This window comes from Sphingomonas sp. NFX23, from assembly GCF_049887795.1.
In the GTDB taxonomy this organism is placed as follows: domain Bacteria; phylum Pseudomonadota; class Alphaproteobacteria; order Sphingomonadales; family Sphingomonadaceae; genus Sphingomonas.
Genome location: NZ_JAGEKH010000006.1, coordinates 398,043 through 415,752 on the forward strand (window position 1 = coordinate 398,043; position 17,710 = coordinate 415,752).

The window sequence follows — 17,710 nt, forward strand, 5'->3', positions numbered from 1 at the left end:
GCCTGATCAAGCCTAAACGTCCTTCGCATCACGCAGCGAAACCCAAGCATAGCCGATCATCACCACGCAGGCCGCGCCCGCGACCAGATAGGGCAGCGAGTGCTGCGCTTCGTACAGTCCGACGCCTATCGATGGCCCCAGCACGAAGCTCGCGCCGTTGATCGACGTCACCTTGCCCGCGACCGAGCCTTGCGCGTTGGCGCCAACCGCGAGCGAGGACCCGGCGGTAAACCCCGGTCTCGTGAAGCCAAAGCCGAGGCTCGCCAGCGCATAGGCGGTCGCGATCGTGTAGAGCGAGGTCGCGATCCCGGTCAGCGCGGTGCCGGCCGCGGCAAGCACCAGTCCGGTCAGCACGAGTTGCCGCGGGGTCATGTTGAGGCGGGGGATAATGCCCCATTGCGCCAGCAGTGCGGCGCCAGCGCCCATCATCAGGACGATGCCCGTCGGCTCCAGCGCGAGGGCAGGGGCGAGGTGGAGACGGTCGATCACGAGGAAGCCGATCGCCTGCCCCGTCATGGCCTGCGCGTGGCCCATCACCAGCCCGGCGATCATCCACGCGCGGATGCGGGGATCCGTGTAGCCGACATGCTCGACATGCGATCCGGTCGCGGCGGCGACCGAGGCCCCGGTCGGCGCACCACCAATCGAGGGATAGGCCGAACTCGCGCCGTGCGTCTCGTGCGGGGCGACGATCTTGTCGTCGGGCAGCATCCGCCGCACCGTGATCCACACCGCCACCCCGAACACCGCGAACAGGAACGCGGGGCCCGCCAAGCCGATCTCGACTCCGCCGATCGAGCCGAGGATCAAATACGGCGCGATCGCCGGCCCCAATATGGTGCCGAGCCCGAATGCCGAGGCGAGCAACGTCAGCGCCTTGGTCCGCTCTTCCCGCGTCGTCTCGCCGGCGACGAGCGCCTGCACCGCCGGCGGTGCGGCCGCGCCGAACGTGCCGTAGATCAGCCGGCCGCCGATGAAGCACAGGAACGCGGTCGTGCCGCCGATCCAGGCGTTGATCCCGGCGAGCAGGAACACGCCGCACACGGTCAGCGACACACTGAACCCACCGACGCCGAGCAGAATCATCGCGCGCCGGCCGTGCTTGTCAGACCGGTTCGCCCAGAACGGCGCGGCGATTACCCACAGCAACGCCGACACCGAGAACGCCGCCGCGACCGCACTGTCGGCCACCCCGAGCGACCGCCCGAGCGCAGGCAACACCGATTGTAGCGCGGTATTTCCCGCCGCGATCGTCAGCATAACCAGGAACATCAGCGCGAAGCGCCGATCAATCTTCGGGTCGTCGATCTTCGGGCCTTCGGTCGCCCCGCCAATTACCGCACCGGTCACGCTCGTGTCCAGTGATAGGCGCGCTCGATCCGCGCGACGTTGACCGAATAGCTGTCGTACCAGTGCGCGCGCCCGAACTCGCGAATCGCGGTGTGCTCGGGATGGTGGCGCCACGCGATCGCCGCGGCGTCGTCCGCCCAATAACTGACGGTGATCCCTATGCCGCCCGCTTCGCGCGCGCTGTCAACGCCGCGATAGCCAGGTTGAGCCGCGGCTAGCGCGTCCATGGCCATGGCGGCCTCGCCATAACCTGCGGCGTCCGCATCGTTACGGATCGACACGAAAATAACAGCAATCTGTCCTGCCCGATCGTCGTTCATGATGTGTGCTTAAGCGATGCCGTACGCTTGGCAAAGCTGCCAGAACCACTTGGCGCAGCACGACTTCCGCTTCGGTTCGTCGCCCGATGCAACCTGCGGCCCTTGAAACGCGTTCGGAATTCGTGCGACGGGAGGGCCAAAGCCTCGCCAGCGTGCGGGACCCCTGACCGTAAGGAACGCGATGCCCAGTTCGACCACCGCCACCCGGCGTGCACGCAGCCGACCAGCCGGCGTGCCGTCCCCGTGGCAGATGTTCTTTTCAGGGTTCCTGAAACACCCGGTGATGGTCGGGTCAATCGTGCCGTCGTCGGACAAGCTGATCCGCAAGATGCTCGGTCCGGTGGACTGGGCGAACTGCAAGCTGTTCGTCGAATACGGCCCGGGCGTCGGCACGTTCTGCCGGCCGATCCTCGACCGGATGGCGTCCGACGCCAAGCTGGTGGTGATCGATACGAACCCCGAATTCATTCAGTATCTGCGCCACACGATCACCGACCCACGCTTCTTCGCGGTGCTGGGGTCGGCCGACGAGGTCGAGACCATCGTCGCCGACCATGGTTTCGAAAAAGCGGACTACGTGCTGTCCGGGCTTCCTTTTTCCACATTGCCGCCTGGTGTCGGCCCGGCGATCGCGACCGCGACGCACTCGGTGCTGCGGACCGGCGGTGCGTTCTTGGTCTATCAGTTCTCGCCCAAGGTTAAGGACTTCCTGACGCCGCATTTCGAGTCGATCGATCACGACATGGAGTGGTGGAACGTGCCGCCGGCGCAGCTGTATTGGGCGTGGAAGGACTGAAGCAGGCGCGGCCACGTCCGCGCCGATGCGCAAAGCGCAGCTTCAGGCCCGGCCGGCGGGTCGGCTAAGATAGCCGAACCCGTCCGACGGCGGCTTTGCCGTCGGCGCTGGTGCTGCTCTGAGTCAGGTAAACGGAAACCTCGTCCAAATCCTCTCCGTCATCCTGACGAAAGTCAGGACCCAGAGCCAATTAGTATGGCATTCTCGACCCTGGATCCTGACTTTCGTCAGGATGACGGGAAAGAGTAGATGCCCCTCGGCCCCCGACCCCTACTCGTCGATCCCGAAGTTCAGCCCGCGCGACAAGCTCGGGTCGACCACCGCCACCACGAAATACGCCCCGAGCTGTTTGATACGCTGCACCCACCCGGTGTTCGCCTGGTATAGTTCCTTGGTCACCTCGGTCGACTTGGCCACCTCGCCATCGATATACCCCCTGACATGCGCTGCGAACGCCGCATCCTCGATCCGCAGCATCAGTTCGAGATTGATGAACAGGCTGCGCATGTCGAAGTTCGCCGAGCCGATATGTACCGCATCGTCGATCACGTAGAGCTTCGTATGCAGCTTGGTCGGCTGGTATTCGAACAGCCGCACGCCCTTGCGCAACAGTCCTGCATAGGTGAACCGCGCCGCCGCGATCGTCGCGTTGTTGTCCGATTTGCTGGCCGTGACGACCCGTACCTCGGCCTGCCGCCGCCCGGCCTTGTCGAGCCGCCGGAGCAGCGCGGGGCTAGGCGTGAAATACCCGGCGATGATGTCGATCCGCCGCCCGCGTCGCATGTCGTCGCGCACGGCACGTGCCCAGGGCGACAGCTTCCGCGTCGGTCCACCAATCAGCCAGCGGGTCGGGCCCTTGGTCTCGCTCCAGTGCGATAGCGCAGCGTTCAGATGACGCAGCTTGCCCTTGGGTTCATGAATCCAGTCCTTCAGCGCATCGAAATAGCCTGCCAGCCGCCCCGCCGCCGGACCCTCGACGAGCAAGCCCAAATCGCGCCATGCCTGTTCCGCGGCGGTGCCGAAATAATCGTCCTCGATGTTGAAGCCGCCGATGATGATCCGCGTTTCGTCGGCAAGCGCGAGCTTCTGGTGGTTGCGGAGCAGATAGCGGCGGCCGAACCGGGCGGAGAAGCGGCATACCGAGATGCCGGCGGTCTTTAGCGGTTCGAAGAAGGCTTGCGGCGCATCGTCGCTACCGAACCCGTCGACGATCAGCGCGACCTCGACGCCGCGCTTGGCAGCGGCGATGAGCGCTGCGTTGACGCGCTTTCCGGACTCGTCGTCGGCGTAGATGTAATAGAGGATCCGCAGGGTTCGCTCGGCGCCGTTAATCAGCGCGAGCACCGCGTCGAGGCGGCGGGGGCCGGTATCGAGCAGCGTCATCTGGTTGCCGTCGACGCTGAAAGTCGGCTGGTCTGCGGGATCGTCCATGGCGTGCGTGATGGACACCGGGCGCTCGGGTGGCAACCCGATGGCGGTGATCCGCGCATTTCTTGACTTTGCGGGCCACCCCCCGTAGGCGACGCATTCTCATTCTATCGTTGTTACGAAGGAAGCCGCATGGCGCGCGTTACCGTCGAGGATTGTGTCGACAAGATCCCCAACCGGTTCGACCTGGTGTTGTTCGCGGCCCAGCGTGCGCGCCAGATCTCGGGCGGCGCCGAACTGACGCTCGACCGCGACCGCGACAAGAACCCGGTCGTCGCGCTGCGTGAGATCGCAGACGAGAACGTCAAGCCGGCGCATCTCAAGGAACAGGTCATCCAGGGCCTGCAGAAGGTTCGCGTCGACGACGACGACGAGGTCGATGCCGTCGGCAGCTTGGCCGCTTCGGCCGAGGCGTTGCGGCTTACCGCCGCTGCACCGCCGCGGAACCAGAATCTCGGGGCTGATTACGAGGGTTGAGGCAGCAGGATTAGCGAAAGCTAATCCGCGCCTTGGCCGAAACCCCGGCCGGCGGGCATAGCCCGGCCGACGACGCGGCTTTGCCGCGGCGCGCGGAATAGAGAGAGCCCGTGGACCCAAAAGGTCCACGGGCTTTTTCTTTGTACCCTCTCCCTGAAGGGGAGAGGGAAGGGGCCCGCGGCGCTTGCCGTGGGAAGGGTGAGGGCACGTAGTAGTGCGACCCCGCCTCCTTGTTCTCCCGCGAAGGCGGGAGCCCAGTCTGGATCCCCGTCTTCACGGGGAAACATGCTTATGATTCATTCCAACCGCATTGCTTGTGACCACGCTAAGGTAGGGCGCCACGGCAAAGCCGCGTCGTCAGTCGTTGCTGCGCAACGCTGGCCGGGGTCGGTCCGCGACGCGGATTAGCCACGCTAATCCGCTGACCGACCCTTAAACCCCTGTGCTACCACGAACCACTCGACCGACCCCTTACGGCTTGCCGGCGGCTTGGCATGCTTCACCGTCTTGAAGTTCCGCTTCATTTCCGCAACCAGCTCGGAATCCGCGCCGCCCGCGAACACCTTCGACACGAACGTGCCACCTGGCTCCAGCACCTCGCACGCAAAGTGCAGCGCCGTCTCGACCAGCGCCATCGTCCGCAACGCATCGGTCTGCGGATGCCCGACGGTATTCGCCGCCATGTCCGACAGCACCAGGTCCGGCGCGCCGCCCAGCGCTTCGATCAGCTTGCCAGGCGCCGCATCGTCGAGGAAATCCATCTCGAAGATCGTCACGCCTTCGATCGGATCGACCGGCAGCAGGTCGATCCCGACGACCGTCGCCTTGGGTATCCGCCGCCGGATCACTTGCGCCCAGCCGCCCGGCGCGAGGCCGAGATCGACCACACGCTTCGATCCGCGGATCAACTCGAACCGCTCGTCGAGCTCGATCAGCTTGTAGGCCGCCCGGCTGCGATAGCCGTCCGCCTTCGCGCGCTTCACATACGGATCGTTCAGCTGCCGCTCGAGCCACCTCGTCGACTGCGCAGTCCGCTTGCGCGCAGTGAGCACGCGGACATGCCCGCCGGAACCGCCGCGGCTCATGCCACCGCTCCCGTGGCTTTGCCGGGCTTGGGCGAGCCCATCAGTCCGCGCAGGATACCCTCGCGAATACCGCGGTCGGCGATGCCGAGCCGTTCGGCGGGCCACAAATCCATGATCGTCTCCAGAATGGCACAGCCCGCGACCACCAGGTCGGCGCGCTCGTTGCCGATGCACGGCAGCTTGGCGCGCTCCGTGATCGACATATGGGAAAGGTCGGCACTGATCTTGCGCATCGCCGACGCGGGCACGATCAGTCCATCGACCACCGAGCGATCGTAATGGCTGAGCCCGAGATGCACGCTGCCGAGCGTCGTTACCGTGCCGCTGGTGCCGAGCAAACGCGGCCGCTCGATATGCCGGGGTAGGCGGCTAGCGAACCCCGCGAAACTGTCGGCAACGACCTGACGCATCTTCGCATACGCGGCACGACGGCCGCCTTCGCCCTCGCCGCCACCGGCATGCTCGGTCAGCGACACCACGCCCCACGGCGCCGAATGCCAGTCGAGCACGGTCGGGATCGGCGTCGAGGTATCGACTAGCACGAGCTCGGTCGAGCCGCCGCCGATATCGAACACGAGCGCGGGATCCTCCCCCGGCTCGATCAGTGCATGGCAGCCGAGCACCGCCAGCCGCGCCTCTTCCTCGGCGGAAATAATGTCGAGATGGATTCCCGTCTCGGCAAGCGCGCGCGCGATGAACGCAGGCCCGTTCGACGCCTGCCGACACGCCTCCGTCGCGACCGATCGCGCCAACGTGACGTTGCGCCGCTGGAGCTTGTCCGAACACACGCGCAAGGCAGCGATCGTCCGCTCGATCGCCGCATCGCTCAGCTTGCCGGTCGAAGCCAATCCCTCGCCCAGCCGCACGATTCGCGAGAACGCATCGATCACCGCAAACCCGCCAGCCTGCGGTCGCGCGATCAGCAATCTGCAATTGTTGGTGCCGAGATCCAGCGCGGCAAACGCCTGCGCATCGGCCCACCGCCCACGAGAGGGCCGGGTCGCCGCCGGACGGGCAGGACTACCCTGCCGGAACGGCATTCGGGCGGAAACATCCCCCATCGCCGTAAAACTCGCTATCTATGTCTGCCGCCGCGGGAAAATACCCGCCCGGTGCTTGGACACGAATGTAGCGCGGCGGCGCGATTACGCAAGCGAAGTGGCGGAACGGCATCATCTTGGCGTTGACAGCCTCGGCGGCCACCCGTAGAGCCCGCCCTCGCTGATGCCCCGTCGTCTAATGGTAAGACTGCGGTTTCTGATACCGCCTATTGAGGTTCGAATCCTCACGGGGCATCCAGCGCTTCTGCGCCTTGCCATCAAAGCAGGCCCGTTGAGACAACAAGATTGCCCGCGATAAGCTTGGTAATCACCGACGGACATGCATCATATCCGTGCCTCGATCAAACCGAGGAGCGCGCTGATGTGCAATCACAAGACGAACTGTCCGTCCGCTGTAAGAGCGGCCGCCGCAACTGAACCGCGTTCGACTGATCGCAGTTCGGCAGACTGCGTCCATGTCGCTGACGACGGCAGCTACGCGGCGACGGCGGCATCGATCGATCCTCATGCGCTCGTGGCTAGCGATGCCGGTTCCGAACGTTCCGCATCGCTCAGGGTTTGCGCAGCCGGAATCGTCGTTCCCACGACCGGGACCTCTTCAGTGGGCCACGACGCCTGCCAGCGCCTTCGTACGCGCCTCACCGCATCAACGAGACACAGGTCGGTAGGAAAGAACGGCATCGACGAGCCGACGAGAGCCGAGGCGAGCGGCATCCGGCCGCCCGAGCGCGTCCGATCGCTCGTCGGGGCCTCGCTGTGACGGATCGGCGAACGCCCGAAGGCCGAGGACGGCCAATCCTCGCGCGAACGATCGGGCCGCGAGGACCGGTCAAAGACCTGGGTCCCGCAGCCGCCGACGACTGGCGCTGCGCATTCGACCCCACGGACGCCCAGTCCGCCGAGATCCTCGAGAAGGTCGAATTCGCCGCCGTGGCGGCTGAGACCAGAGTGCATCCGTTCCTGAAGTCCACGGCCAAGCCGTTCGCTCTCGGCAGGGCTACGATCGGCCTGCGCTTTCACGATCGGACGACTCTGCGGCTCTTCCTGCGCTCCGGAGTCCTCACCGGGAACAAGGCGCTTGGCGCCTACGTCATGGCGCGAGCGTGGGCCGGGGTGGCCGACGACGTACGGCTCGACGAGCACATGGCGTTCGTGGTGGCGAACCGGCTCCAGGCGGACTTCACCGGACTTCTCCAGGTGACCGTGTTCATACGGCATTTCGACTAACCGGCGCGTGCCGATCCGGACTCGTTCCAAACCGATCGGGCCGCCCGCTCGACCGTCCGTAGAACGGGCGATCGCGTCGAGACCCGACGGCCATTCCAACGACGACACGACAGAAAGGAAACGACAGATGCCGAACTGGATGTGCAGCGGATTCACCGTTACCGGCGCCCCCGCCGAAGTCGGTCGCTTCAAGAGCATGATGTTCCGGAGGAAGACGGACCTGGAACTCGAGGAGAGCTTCGATCCCCTTGGCGGCGGCCTGAAGTTCGACTTCAACGGGATCATCCCGATGCCCGCCGAAGAGGCGCTCTCGAACTACGAGGGCTGGGCCGTCCGCAACTGGGGCTCGAAGTGGAACGCGGACAATCTGTGCGTGATCAGGGAGGAGGAAGGCAAGATGCGCTTCCAGTTCGACACCCCCTGGGATTTCCCGACTCCCGTCTTCGAGGCGCTGGCGGACGAGTTCCCAGGACTCGTGTTCCGCGGATCGGCATTCGAGGACAACAACGAAATCGAACTGAAGGGCGAGTTCAATGGCGCCGACGACTGGGGACCAGGCAAGACCGACTCGATCATCATCAAGCTGTTCGGCGGCGATGACGACGACGACGACGACGACGACGATGACGACGATGACGATGACGACGATGACGACGACGATGACGATGACGACGATGACGATGACGATGACGATGACGATGACGATGACGATGACGACGATGATGATGATGATGATTAAGAGACGCCCCCGGTCGACGCGGGGGGACCGTCCCGGCGGAAGCTAGGTGCCCAGTCCCGGCATCCGACCGAAAATCGACCGCATGAGGCGGTCGATCGCCCGGACGGACCGGCGTGGGCGGCGACGCACGTCTTGACGGGCACGTGGCGCTCGTCGGCGCGAGCCGGATGCAAACCGACTTGAAGCGGCTTCTCGAGGCGACGCTGCCCATGCGCCACTTCGATTGAGGATCGTCGTCGGAGCCATCTCATGGAGGCGCGACGGTGCGTAGCCAGCGCTGTCAGATTCAGGGACAATTCAACGATGAAGGAAAACAGGAGATGCCGAACTGGGTACATAGCGGATTCGAGGTCAAGGGCGCCACCGCCGAAGTCGCTCGCTTCAAGAGCATGATGTTCCGGCCGATCACCGATGCGGACCGGACCTTTGATCCGCATCGCCGCGGCATCGTGCTCGACTTCAACGGCATCATTCCGATGCCCCCCGAAGAGGCGCTCTCGAACTATGTGGGATGGGCCTCGCTCAACTGGGGAGTCGATCGGAACGCGGACAACCTGACGATACACAGCGACGAGGAAGACGGGATATGCTTCCAGTTCGACACCCCTTGGGAGTTCCCAACGCCGGTGTTCGAAGCGTTGGCGCGCGAGTTTCCCGCGCTCGTGTTCAGCGGATCGGCCTTCGAGGACAGCGACGGCAACGAATGGAAGGGCGAGTTCAACGGCGCCAACGACTGGGGACCCGGCGAGATCGAATGGGTCGTCAACACCGGCCTGACCAGCAAGGATCTGTCGAGGTATCGTCTACCGGAGTTCTGGCGCGACGCCTCGATCGTCTTGGCCGTCCTGCCCGCCGCCTGGGTCGCTTCTCGGGGCCTGCACTGCAGCATGCTGCTGCACGAGGCTCTTTGCGGGGTCCAGTCGCCGGCCGACGCGGACGTTCCGGCATCCGAAACGCCGTTCCATGAGGACATCGACATCCGGACCGCGACTCTGTGCTGGGAGCATGCCACGCTGCACCGGACGGTCTTCGTCGACCACGTCGTAAGGGTCATCGACCCGACGCCGATGCCGCTAATCGAGGCTCCGCTAAGCAATCTCCTCGCGCATTTCGGTTCCGCCAGCGCCCTGAGGAAGGCGGCTCTTGCCTTCGTCGACAGGATGCTCGCGGAGTCGGATCCAGCCCCAGAGTATCTCCGGACCTTCTTCGACGAGCGGATGGCGCTGGCCGTCGAGATCGCTGCGAAGTGGGAAAACCCCGGACATGCCTGACGATGGAACGCCAGCCGCCGGCATCTAGCAGCCGGCACCACGAAGGCCGCTCGTTCGCGAGCACGCATAGCGGCATGGCCGGCTCTCTGGCTTGGCGGCCGCCGCGACGCCGATCATCGCTTCGGTCATGACAACGTCCGGCGGCGTGGTCGGCCTCGACGTCGTCTGCGGCATCGATGGTCTGCGTTCCGCCCGACAGGACCCGAAGGACCTCGCCATCGGTGCACTCGAAGCAGGCGGTCCGGCGATCGGACCGGAGAGGCAGGACGAGAATGCTTGAGACCATCGCCACGAACGCGATAGCCGCCGCCGTCGACCTCAGCGTGAACATCGCGTGCGAGGTTACCGTCTCCACGAACGTCAGCCTGGCAGGACGCGGCAAGGCGGCTGCCGCCCGCTGCATCGGTGGGGACGGTCGTCTTTACCGCGTCGCGTTCGACGGATGGGGACCTGGCTTCGAAAGGATGCGCACGGTCTTCGCCCTGGTGATCGACCTCCGCTGGGACGTCGACGCGCTGGTCGTATCGGTCCTCCACCAGGCGGCGGCGACCATCGCCGATCAGAACCGTCGACGGGTCCGGGCGGCGGCGCTGGGCATCTCGGCGCCAATGGAGCCGGACGCCTTCGCGGACCCTCGACGGCTCCTGATCGACGTCGCGGCAGCGCAGGCCCTTCGACAGTGCCTGGGCTCGGACGCCGCAGCGCGCGCCTGGACGGTGCATCAGCTTCGGAAGGCCGCCGTCCGGCACTTCCACCCGGCCGTGAGGGCCGCGGTCCGGGTGGACGGACCGACGCTCGCCATACCCTTCGCGCTGGGGCCGCTGAAGCTGCTTTCGAGCATGGACGACGCGGATCGCCGCGTCTGGTGGACCGACAACGAGATCAGGATGCCGTCGTTTCGGCGCTCGGACATGTGCCACGCCCACTCCATGGCAATGCGCGTTCTCCTCGGCACTCCGCTCGAGGGAAGGCTCATAGTCGCGAGTTCCGCTTGGTCTCGCGATGAGGCGGTCCGCACGAAGGCCGCCGGTCGCCGCGGGTCCCTTGCGCCTTCGAGCATGGCCCCATCGGAAATTGAGGGGTGGCGATTTCTGCTCGAGCGTCGGCTCGTGAAGTTCTGCGAAGCCTTCGCATGATCCGCTCCGCTATCCTGCGGCTCTCCATACGCCGACCTTGTCAGGCGTGATCACGACCGCATCCGGTGCGGGCGTGGCTCAGGCGCAGGGCGCGCCGCGTCCCCGTCGCCCCCCCCCGCTCGATCGAAGCGTAAGGGCCGCTCCCGTCGACAACAACACCGTCTGGTCCTGGGACGAACTCAGCGTCCCCTGCCACGGCACGTCATCCAAGGTCCGAACAGTGCATACACGAGCGCCGTTCACGCCGGGGAATTCGCGGAATTGTGGGCAAGCCGTGGATCATTCTGTGGATAACTGGCCGAACATCGATCGTTGCGAGCGTGCCGTGGGTAACTCCATGGTTATCCACACACATGCTCACACCGTCTGAAATTGTCCCCAGCCTGTGGATAACGGGGACGGCTGACTCGAATCGGTGGGATTCAGCGAGGTCCGCGGAATCAACCTGTTGGCGATTCAGGGACGAAGGACTGTTTCCCGTGATCCACGCGCCAACTACTTCAACAATCTGAATCTAGATTCTTAGATAGTAGAAGGGGCCGGGGTGATGCCGAGTTCTGGAACCCGGATCCCAGTCGCGCTCGTCGAGGGACACGCCGGCCGTACCGAACCGGACCGAATGGGCGGCGCCGAGCAAGCGCAAGCCGAAGGGTTGGTTCTGTCTTCGCGCCGTGACGCCCGACGAAGTGATGTACATGGACCATCGAACTGGCAATTCGGAACCAATGCCGACGGAACGAACGGGCATCGGGGCTGACCGTTAGTCCTAGGCGCCGGGAAGGTGCCCCTGAGGTCCAGGATGGGCTGTTCCGGCGCCGTGCCAGCGGAACCGGCCCATGACGCCTGCGAGGCGCATGCCGATGCTTGAGTTCCGGAGTGCGGCGGACGCGTCTCCGGGAGAGGGTCGTCCATCTTGAAGTAGCGCTTCGTCGGCCAAGCCGACTTTCATACCCAGCTGATCAACCGGAGACTCGATCGAGTCTCCGGTTGGCTTCCGCATGAACGGTGCCTCGCGTCGCGGACGTCGTCGAGCATGAAGGTGGAACGCAATCGCAAGTCGATTGATGTCCGCGTCGCTGAGACCATTGCCGTGGCGACGTTGATGCGCTCGCCGTCGACGCGGAACGGATGCTCAGGAGGGCCCCAGGGGTGGAGCAAGGCATACCAGTGATGATCTCCTATGAAGTCGAGGACCTGCCGACCGAACCAGGGAACTCCTGTTCGATTACGTCGGTCCCAATCTGGCGGAGCGGACGACATATATCGAGCAGCCTGAATGGCAGGGCGCACTGGTTCTGGAAGAATTGGGCTTCGCCTGCTCCTTTCGATACATAATTTTACATCCCCGCAAACGCTTAGCGTCAATTCGAAGAGCGTCTCGGCGCCGACCTACAGGCTCAGCGACACGGAGTTCCGCGAGCACGTCAAGCCCGACGCCATCTAAGGAGCTTCCCCGATCTTCCGCGGCTGTTTCATAAGCCGCGACGCAGCCAATTTAGCTTCGACTGGGAGCGCAACGACGAAAGTGGCGCCTCGCGAGGGCTGCTTCATGGAGCAGCGGAAATGAGATCTCAGTCAGTCCGACTGGAACGAACATCATCCGGTCCTCGTCGACGTAGAGCGGCCGAAGCGATGCACGGAGTCCTCGACGAAACAGGATCGCGAAGACTTTCGGAGAATCATTCCATATCTCACGACCCCACTCTGACAGCTTCGATTGCAAAGGAAGCCGCAAGGCCGATCGCCAGGCCGCGAGTGACCGATCCCGCTGGCGGCGATCTGACGTTGGCGCGGCAGGGTAGGTTCAACGATCCATGGTCGCCAGGCAGGCAGGCCCGTGCTCCATCTCTCCGAACGAACCGATGTGCCACTCGAGGACGGCTGATCGGCCGACGGGCCATGTGTTTCCCACCGGTCGAACGGAGGCGATGGAACGCGACGTTCACGTTTTCGGACTGCGGTTCGCATCTGTGCTCAGCGTCAGCGGCGCACGCCGCTCTGTGTCCGCGCAGAACCGAGCGCATCCTTCCCGTTCTGCCGTCGGAATCGGGAACGGATTTCGTGAAAGTGCAAGCCTGGTGTGGCCGTCAGCGACATCGGTGGGCAGGTTTCCCGGCCTAAGATCCCTTGAGAAAAGGTCCGGGGAAGGCAAAATCCCCATGGGAGTAAGTTCGGTAGCGCCGTACGATGTCGGCTATCACCACCTGCCTTTCCGAAAGCTGCACGACCGTTTTCTCAAATGGTAATCGCCCCAACACCGTTTCGCCCAATTGCAGCAGTATGACAGGGCTGCCAGTGTGACGGGATGCCGATGCAAAAGTTGCTTTGCCTAGTTACCTTTCTGCTGCCCTCATGCGCGGGGCCGACAACGTCTTCGTCTCAATCTGCCGCGATGCTGTACCTGCCGGAAGCGCGGGGTGGCATGCCGGGGACGACCGTACCCTACGGCATTGGTCCTGATCCGCGCGGCCGTTCAGTCGCGGCCTTTGTACTGGACCGCGCGACGTCTGCCACGGAACGCCTGAGCAATGCCGGAAAGGCAGTGCGTCAACTGGATGACGGGTCGAAACGTGACGGACGGTGCGCTTTGCAGCATTGCCCGTCAGAATCAGAGCGTTCTGAGGTTCGACCTCGAACTGGCATCCTCGCCTCTACGCCAGAGGCCGTGATTGGAGTGGCACTCTAGCTTCTCGAAAAGGGATTACCAGTCAGCGAGTCGAGCATTCGCGCCCGCTTGAGTACTGCTGGCCAGTCAGCCCCTACCGGCGTCGTCGTAACGAGCATCGTCTCGCAACTATACCCATGTGCGTACAACTGGGATGGCGTACCAGAAGACCTAATTTTCTCCGTATGCAAGGACGGGGCAATCGTCGAAAAGATATCAATCGACGGGCAGCCTGCAGTCATGAGCCAGGGAAAATTAAGCAGACTCGGCTTTGATTCTGACATCGAGCTTTGGTACGACGATCGACATCTCGTTGAAGATGTTCGTAGGTTTGGTCTGTCGACGATGGATGTGTCAAGTCAGTACGACTCGGCTTGGCCAGGACACATGCCAAGCATGAGATCGGAGATCCAGATAAACCTGAGCTGTGCCTGCCTCGTAATCGCGGAAACTGGTGATGGTCGTCATAGGAACATGTCGCGCAAAGATGTGATCAGCGTTTATGTCTATCAACGTGTGAAATGAAAAACTACCTTGTCGTTATGCCAGCTACAGCATGGTTGATTTGACATCACGTGTCGTTACAGGCGAACGGCGGTGAGGCGCTGCGTTTACCAACGTTTGATTTCTTTCAGGCTTTATTTGATCACGAAATTCGGTCCAAGCTGAGTAAGTCAGTCGCTTCCTATCGCAGAGGCGTCACGTTTTTTCACATATTACGCACGTTCGGTGGAGAACAGTAACGCGCTGCGAATAGATGCCCAGGCACGGTCTAAGATTGCCAGATGCCAGTCCATTACCTAGATGCGCATCTAGAAATGGAGACTTCTATGTCCGATACCACCCTCGATCTGAATCCCGTTGAACTCGCCACGGAACTGACAATCGCCTGGTTGGCCAATCCAAACACGCGTACCAATGCCGACGACGTTCCGGCGTTTCTGAACAAGATGCACGAAACAGTTTCAACGCTGGTCGGCGGAAACGCTACTGCTGCCGAGCCCGAAGCACCTGCTCAAGAATACACTCCGGCCGTGACGGCTCGAAAGTCGCTTGCCAGTCCCGACCACATCATCAGCATGATCGATGGCAAGCCGTACAAGACGTTGCGTCGTCACCTCGCCACCAACGGCATGACGCCGGCGGAGTATCGCGAGCGTTATGGCCTGAAGGCGGATTACCCAATGGTCGCTCCTACCTATTCGGAGGCACGTCGAACCATGGCCAAGAGCATTGGCCTCGGTCGCAAGCCTGGCCAGACGAATGCGGCCAAGGCCGACGCAAAGCCCGCTCCTGCTCCGCGCAAGCGCAAGACCGAGGAAGCAGCAGCGGAATGATCCAACGGTCCGGCTTCCTGGGGAACGGGAAGCCGGGCTGCCCCTTTTTGGCGCAATCTGACGTGATCATGATCGACGACGAGTTCGACCTTCGGTAGTTACGAAGCCGGTTGCAACACAGGAACGACGTTTGTGCCGGTTCCAAATTCCTTGGGCTCGTTGGCCAAGGAACTGACCTTGCGCTCTTCTGCATAGTGAATGGCCGAATGGAAGGAACGCGACCCGGCTGTTTTTAGGCGAGGCTCGGTGAGGCCAGGCGTTGACCGGATCCCATTTCCGCTGCACCTTTGCCTTGGCGAAGTCGCGGGGGATAGCAGATGATTGCTTTATTAACCGGTCTCATGCTGACAGCCGCCTCTCCAAGTTCGACGGTCGTCTGTCAAGTTGGAAGCGTCGCCTTGCATGATCTTTTAAAAGTCAACAGCAGCAAGGAAGTTGATACTTACTATGCCAGTCCCATTCCTGATCGCCCTGATCTACTGACGGTATGCCCTAAGCTCAAGGCCGAGCTCCCCAAAGGGTATCCGATTGCAGATGCCGACGCCCGATCGCGAGCAGCAGTGCATGCCCCTGCTCCCGGCCAACAAGTTCGAGAAGCCTTCATCTATTCTGTCGGCGTTCCAGAAATCCGCAGCGACTCTAAAAGCGCCGTCGTCCATTTCGGATTTTCGTGCCCGGGCCTTTGTGGCGCGGAATTAGAGGTTCGCTATATTCGCACATCAAAGGGATGGCAGCGCGACGGTGAGATCCGCATGCTCTCCATCTCTTAGCACACTTAAGCTGAACGATCGGCTCGTTTCGGCAGAGCCGCCGCATAGCCGGGATGATCGGTTATCGGCGCTTCCGCCTCAGCGGATTGCGCTGCGACGACCGTGGACAATGCGGGTCAGGCATCTTCAGCGCCGCGCTTCGAACCAATCGGTCGCGTCCTCCCCGTAAAGCAGCATGATCGCCAACCCCTCCAGCGCAAGTTGCAGCACGGAGGTTGCGATAATCGCCGTGTCATGCTGCGCCAACGGCTGGATCAGCCCTGATCCACGCAGAAGCGCAACACTCGTCATGACGGATAGAAGCCAGCGCAAAGCCAGCGCAGCGCGTGCTGCCCGCGACGCTGATACGACCACCAGTAACATCAGGAACAGGGCCAGCCCCAAGCCGACCGCCCGGATCGCCTGGATCCGCAGGACCAACGTCGTCATCGCCTCGGGGGTGATCGGAAAGGCGAAGCTCATCGTGTGGGTCGCGTAGTACGTAAGTGCCGCCGAAAACATCAGGCTGATCGCGAACAAGGTCCCGAACAACCGGATCGAGAGGGATGTCGCCAAGTTGCCTACTCCCGTTGTGTCGGCCCACGCCACGTTGGAACGGAGTCTAGCTCTCAGGGCCTTCCGAGCCCTTAACAGCAGCGTCGGTCTCGACCTTCCCATGCAGCCATCGGACATCATCAATGATTGAGCGACGAAACCCGTGAGTCGTTGCCGTCCGGCGGGGTTGGAGAGAAAAACGGGCCGGCGGCCTTCGCGGCAGGCTTTCAGCAAACCTGCATCGAATGCGCTCACCGAATGCATCGGCTTTCTGCATCGTCGGATACCTAGGTTCCTTGCAGTTCTTTGGCTGACAAGTCGTGAAATTGGATCACGAATGCGTTAATCGTCAAGGCTACGGCCCCCAGCGGTCCCACATCGCAAGTTCAACATCAGGATCAAAGGCGATGCTGGGGCTTCCTGACTTAAGCCCCGTCGTCTGCTGGTATGTCTTGAAGAAGGCGTTGAAGAGGGTCTCGTACGTCTCAAAACCGATAACAGTCTTACCGACCGCTGAAGTTGCGCCTAAAATCCAAGTGTACTCAGGTCCGTCCACTCCCTCATATCGCTCCGGACAAGCGAATAATGCTACCTCACGACGACCATTCACATAAAGCGTGAAACGCTCTCCCACCCGAAGACCTTCACGCCGAACTTCATATTTTCCATCGGTGGTCTCCCACGCTCCCGTTGCCGATTTCCTGAATGCGGTAGGAGCTCTGGAAGCCATATCGGGCATTACCAGACGGCTTTAAGAACTTCCACGGCAGCGTTGCGTAACAGAAGTTCGTTTCGCGATTGCACCTGGGGACCGACGCGTTGGGCAAAGGGCATGAACGATCTCTGATCGTTTTCCTGCATCGCGGCGCATGCCTGGCCGATCTCCGCGGCGCTGAGCGACTGCCAGCTACTGACCAGGTTCTTCTCCCATTCGGCGCCATGGCGCGCAACAGTCGCATCGATCGCCTGCGCAAGCTTTCTATCACCCGAAGCACCGTCCCGGGCCTTCACCATGGCGGCAGTCTCGGTTCGCCCCACTGCCATGGTCAGCATCGACCTGAACTGCTCAGCCGGTTTCATCGAGGCAACGAGGCCCTGTGCGTCGCGAGTAGCGCACTGTGCGGACGCGCTACCGCAGTTGGCGAGGGCTGCAGTGGCGGTGACGATCGTAAGAAGGCGCATCATGCTCAAGGCATGCGCTCGAAGGGTTAGCATCGACTGAACGAAGGCCGGATTGCCTCCAGTACGACATTAGTCGGGCCAGTGTCCGTCCGATGCCGTACTTTTGAATGTCGCATCACGGTGCGCCGCGGATGGACCGGATCGAGGAGCTTGCGGTCAATCTTCAACAGGGATCGGCACGATGGTCCAGTGAACGCGAGTAATGTCCCTCTCGGCCGCAAGGACGGCATGAAGGGTAGGCGATCCATCCAGCCGTTCTTTACTGCAATTTGCTTGGCCCACGCCGATGACGTGCCAGTCTTCGGCGTCATGACGCTGCAATCCAAGTCTCG

Annotated in this window: 17 protein-coding genes and 1 tRNA gene; 10 read left to right on the forward strand and 8 right to left on the reverse strand. The window is 62.7% G+C overall.

The features are described 5' to 3' along the window. Positions 1 to 12: 12 nt before the first annotated feature. Complete coding sequence (locus tag J4O76_RS18295; RefSeq protein ID WP_426283504.1) at positions 13 to 1,272, reverse strand: MFS transporter; 1,260 nt, start codon at positions 1,270 to 1,272, stop codon at positions 13 to 15. A 74-nt stretch (positions 1,273 to 1,346) separates the two neighbouring features. Then, positions 1,347 to 1,670 (reverse strand): antibiotic biosynthesis monooxygenase, encoded by a 324-nt coding sequence (locus tag J4O76_RS18300; protein ID WP_426283391.1) that lies wholly within the window; start codon positions 1,668 to 1,670, stop codon positions 1,347 to 1,349. A 181-nt stretch (positions 1,671 to 1,851) separates the two neighbouring features. On the opposite strand from J4O76_RS18300, the gene J4O76_RS18305 reads away from it, so the two are divergent. Beyond that, the gene (locus J4O76_RS18305) at positions 1,852 to 2,466 is read left to right on the forward strand and encodes a class I SAM-dependent methyltransferase (RefSeq protein WP_136188766.1); all 615 of its coding nucleotides are present in this window, start codon (positions 1,852 to 1,854) and stop codon (positions 2,464 to 2,466) included. Positions 2,467 to 2,736: 270 nt separating this feature from the next. On the opposite strand, the gene J4O76_RS18310 is transcribed toward J4O76_RS18305, so the two are convergent. Next, positions 2,737 to 3,897, reverse strand: a complete 1,161-nt coding sequence (locus J4O76_RS18310) for a phospholipase D-like domain-containing protein (RefSeq protein ID WP_426283394.1) — start codon at positions 3,895 to 3,897, stop codon at positions 2,737 to 2,739. A 129-nt stretch (positions 3,898 to 4,026) separates the two neighbouring features. On the opposite strand from J4O76_RS18310, the gene rpoZ reads away from it, so the two are divergent. Beyond that, on the forward strand, positions 4,027 to 4,371 hold the full coding sequence (gene rpoZ / locus J4O76_RS18315) for a DNA-directed RNA polymerase subunit omega (RefSeq protein WP_055882033.1): 345 nt from the start codon (positions 4,027 to 4,029) through the stop codon (positions 4,369 to 4,371). A 413-nt stretch (positions 4,372 to 4,784) separates the two neighbouring features. Here rpoZ and J4O76_RS18320 read toward each other — a convergent pair whose 3' ends face one another. Together J4O76_RS18320 and J4O76_RS18325 are read right to left on the reverse strand one after the other, a co-directional pair. Then, positions 4,785 to 5,456, reverse strand: a complete 672-nt coding sequence (locus J4O76_RS18320) for an RlmE family RNA methyltransferase (RefSeq protein WP_056487962.1) — start codon at positions 5,454 to 5,456, stop codon at positions 4,785 to 4,787. Next, positions 5,453 to 6,517 (reverse strand): Ppx/GppA phosphatase family protein, encoded by a 1,065-nt coding sequence (locus J4O76_RS18325; protein ID WP_426283397.1) that lies wholly within the window; start codon positions 6,515 to 6,517, stop codon positions 5,453 to 5,455. Before J4O76_RS18325 ends, J4O76_RS18320 begins: the two co-directional genes overlap by 4 nt. Positions 6,518 to 6,681: 164 nt before the next feature. Here J4O76_RS18325 and J4O76_RS18330 point away from each other — a divergent pair. From J4O76_RS18330 to J4O76_RS18365, 8 genes are all read left to right on the forward strand, one after another. Further along, positions 6,682 to 6,755, forward strand: a tRNA-Gln gene (locus tag J4O76_RS18330). A 518-nt stretch (positions 6,756 to 7,273) separates the two neighbouring features. Then, on the forward strand, positions 7,274 to 7,744 hold the full coding sequence (locus J4O76_RS18335) for a hypothetical protein (RefSeq protein ID WP_426283398.1): 471 nt from the start codon (positions 7,274 to 7,276) through the stop codon (positions 7,742 to 7,744). 127 nt (positions 7,745 to 7,871) lie between these two features. After that, positions 7,872 to 8,483 carry a hypothetical protein gene (locus tag J4O76_RS18340; RefSeq protein ID WP_426283400.1) on the forward strand — a complete coding sequence of 204 codons (612 nt, stop codon included), beginning with the start codon at positions 7,872 to 7,874 and terminating at the stop codon, positions 8,481 to 8,483. A gap of 320 nt (positions 8,484 to 8,803) precedes the next feature. Further along, positions 8,804 to 9,754 (forward strand): hypothetical protein, encoded by a 951-nt coding sequence (locus J4O76_RS18345; protein ID WP_426283402.1) that lies wholly within the window; start codon positions 8,804 to 8,806, stop codon positions 9,752 to 9,754. Between the two features lie 127 nt (positions 9,755 to 9,881). Beyond that, positions 9,882 to 10,034, forward strand: a complete 153-nt coding sequence (locus tag J4O76_RS18350; RefSeq protein WP_426283404.1) for a hypothetical protein — start codon at positions 9,882 to 9,884, stop codon at positions 10,032 to 10,034. Then, entirely contained in the window at positions 10,027 to 10,890 is an 864-nt protein-coding gene (locus J4O76_RS18355) for a hypothetical protein (RefSeq protein WP_426283406.1), read from the forward strand. The genes J4O76_RS18350 and J4O76_RS18355 overlap by 8 nt, the downstream gene beginning before the upstream one ends. 3,495 nt (positions 10,891 to 14,385) lie before the next feature. Continuing rightward, positions 14,386 to 14,892, forward strand: coding sequence for a MucR family transcriptional regulator (locus tag J4O76_RS18360; RefSeq protein WP_426283407.1), 507 nt, complete (start codon positions 14,386 to 14,388; stop codon positions 14,890 to 14,892). 317 nt (positions 14,893 to 15,209) lie between these two features. Further along, a complete protein-coding gene (locus tag J4O76_RS18365; protein WP_426283409.1) occupies positions 15,210 to 15,662 on the forward strand; it encodes a hypothetical protein in 453 nt (150 codons plus the stop codon). 126 nt (positions 15,663 to 15,788) lie between these two features. Here J4O76_RS18365 and J4O76_RS18370 read toward each other — a convergent pair whose 3' ends face one another. The 3 genes from J4O76_RS18370 to J4O76_RS18380 all read right to left on the reverse strand — a co-directional run bounded on the left by J4O76_RS18370 (position 15,789) and on the right by J4O76_RS18380 (position 17,381). Next, positions 15,789 to 16,217 (reverse strand): hypothetical protein, encoded by a 429-nt coding sequence (locus tag J4O76_RS18370; protein WP_426283411.1) that lies wholly within the window; start codon positions 16,215 to 16,217, stop codon positions 15,789 to 15,791. Positions 16,218 to 16,551: 334 nt separating this feature from the next. Continuing rightward, positions 16,552 to 16,935, reverse strand: coding sequence for a hypothetical protein (locus tag J4O76_RS18375; RefSeq protein ID WP_426283413.1), 384 nt, complete (start codon positions 16,933 to 16,935; stop codon positions 16,552 to 16,554). Next, entirely contained in the window at positions 16,935 to 17,381 is a 447-nt protein-coding gene (locus J4O76_RS18380) for a hypothetical protein (RefSeq protein WP_426283415.1), read from the reverse strand. The genes J4O76_RS18375 and J4O76_RS18380 overlap by 1 nt, the downstream gene beginning before the upstream one ends. Positions 17,382 to 17,710: the final 329 nt, after the last annotated feature.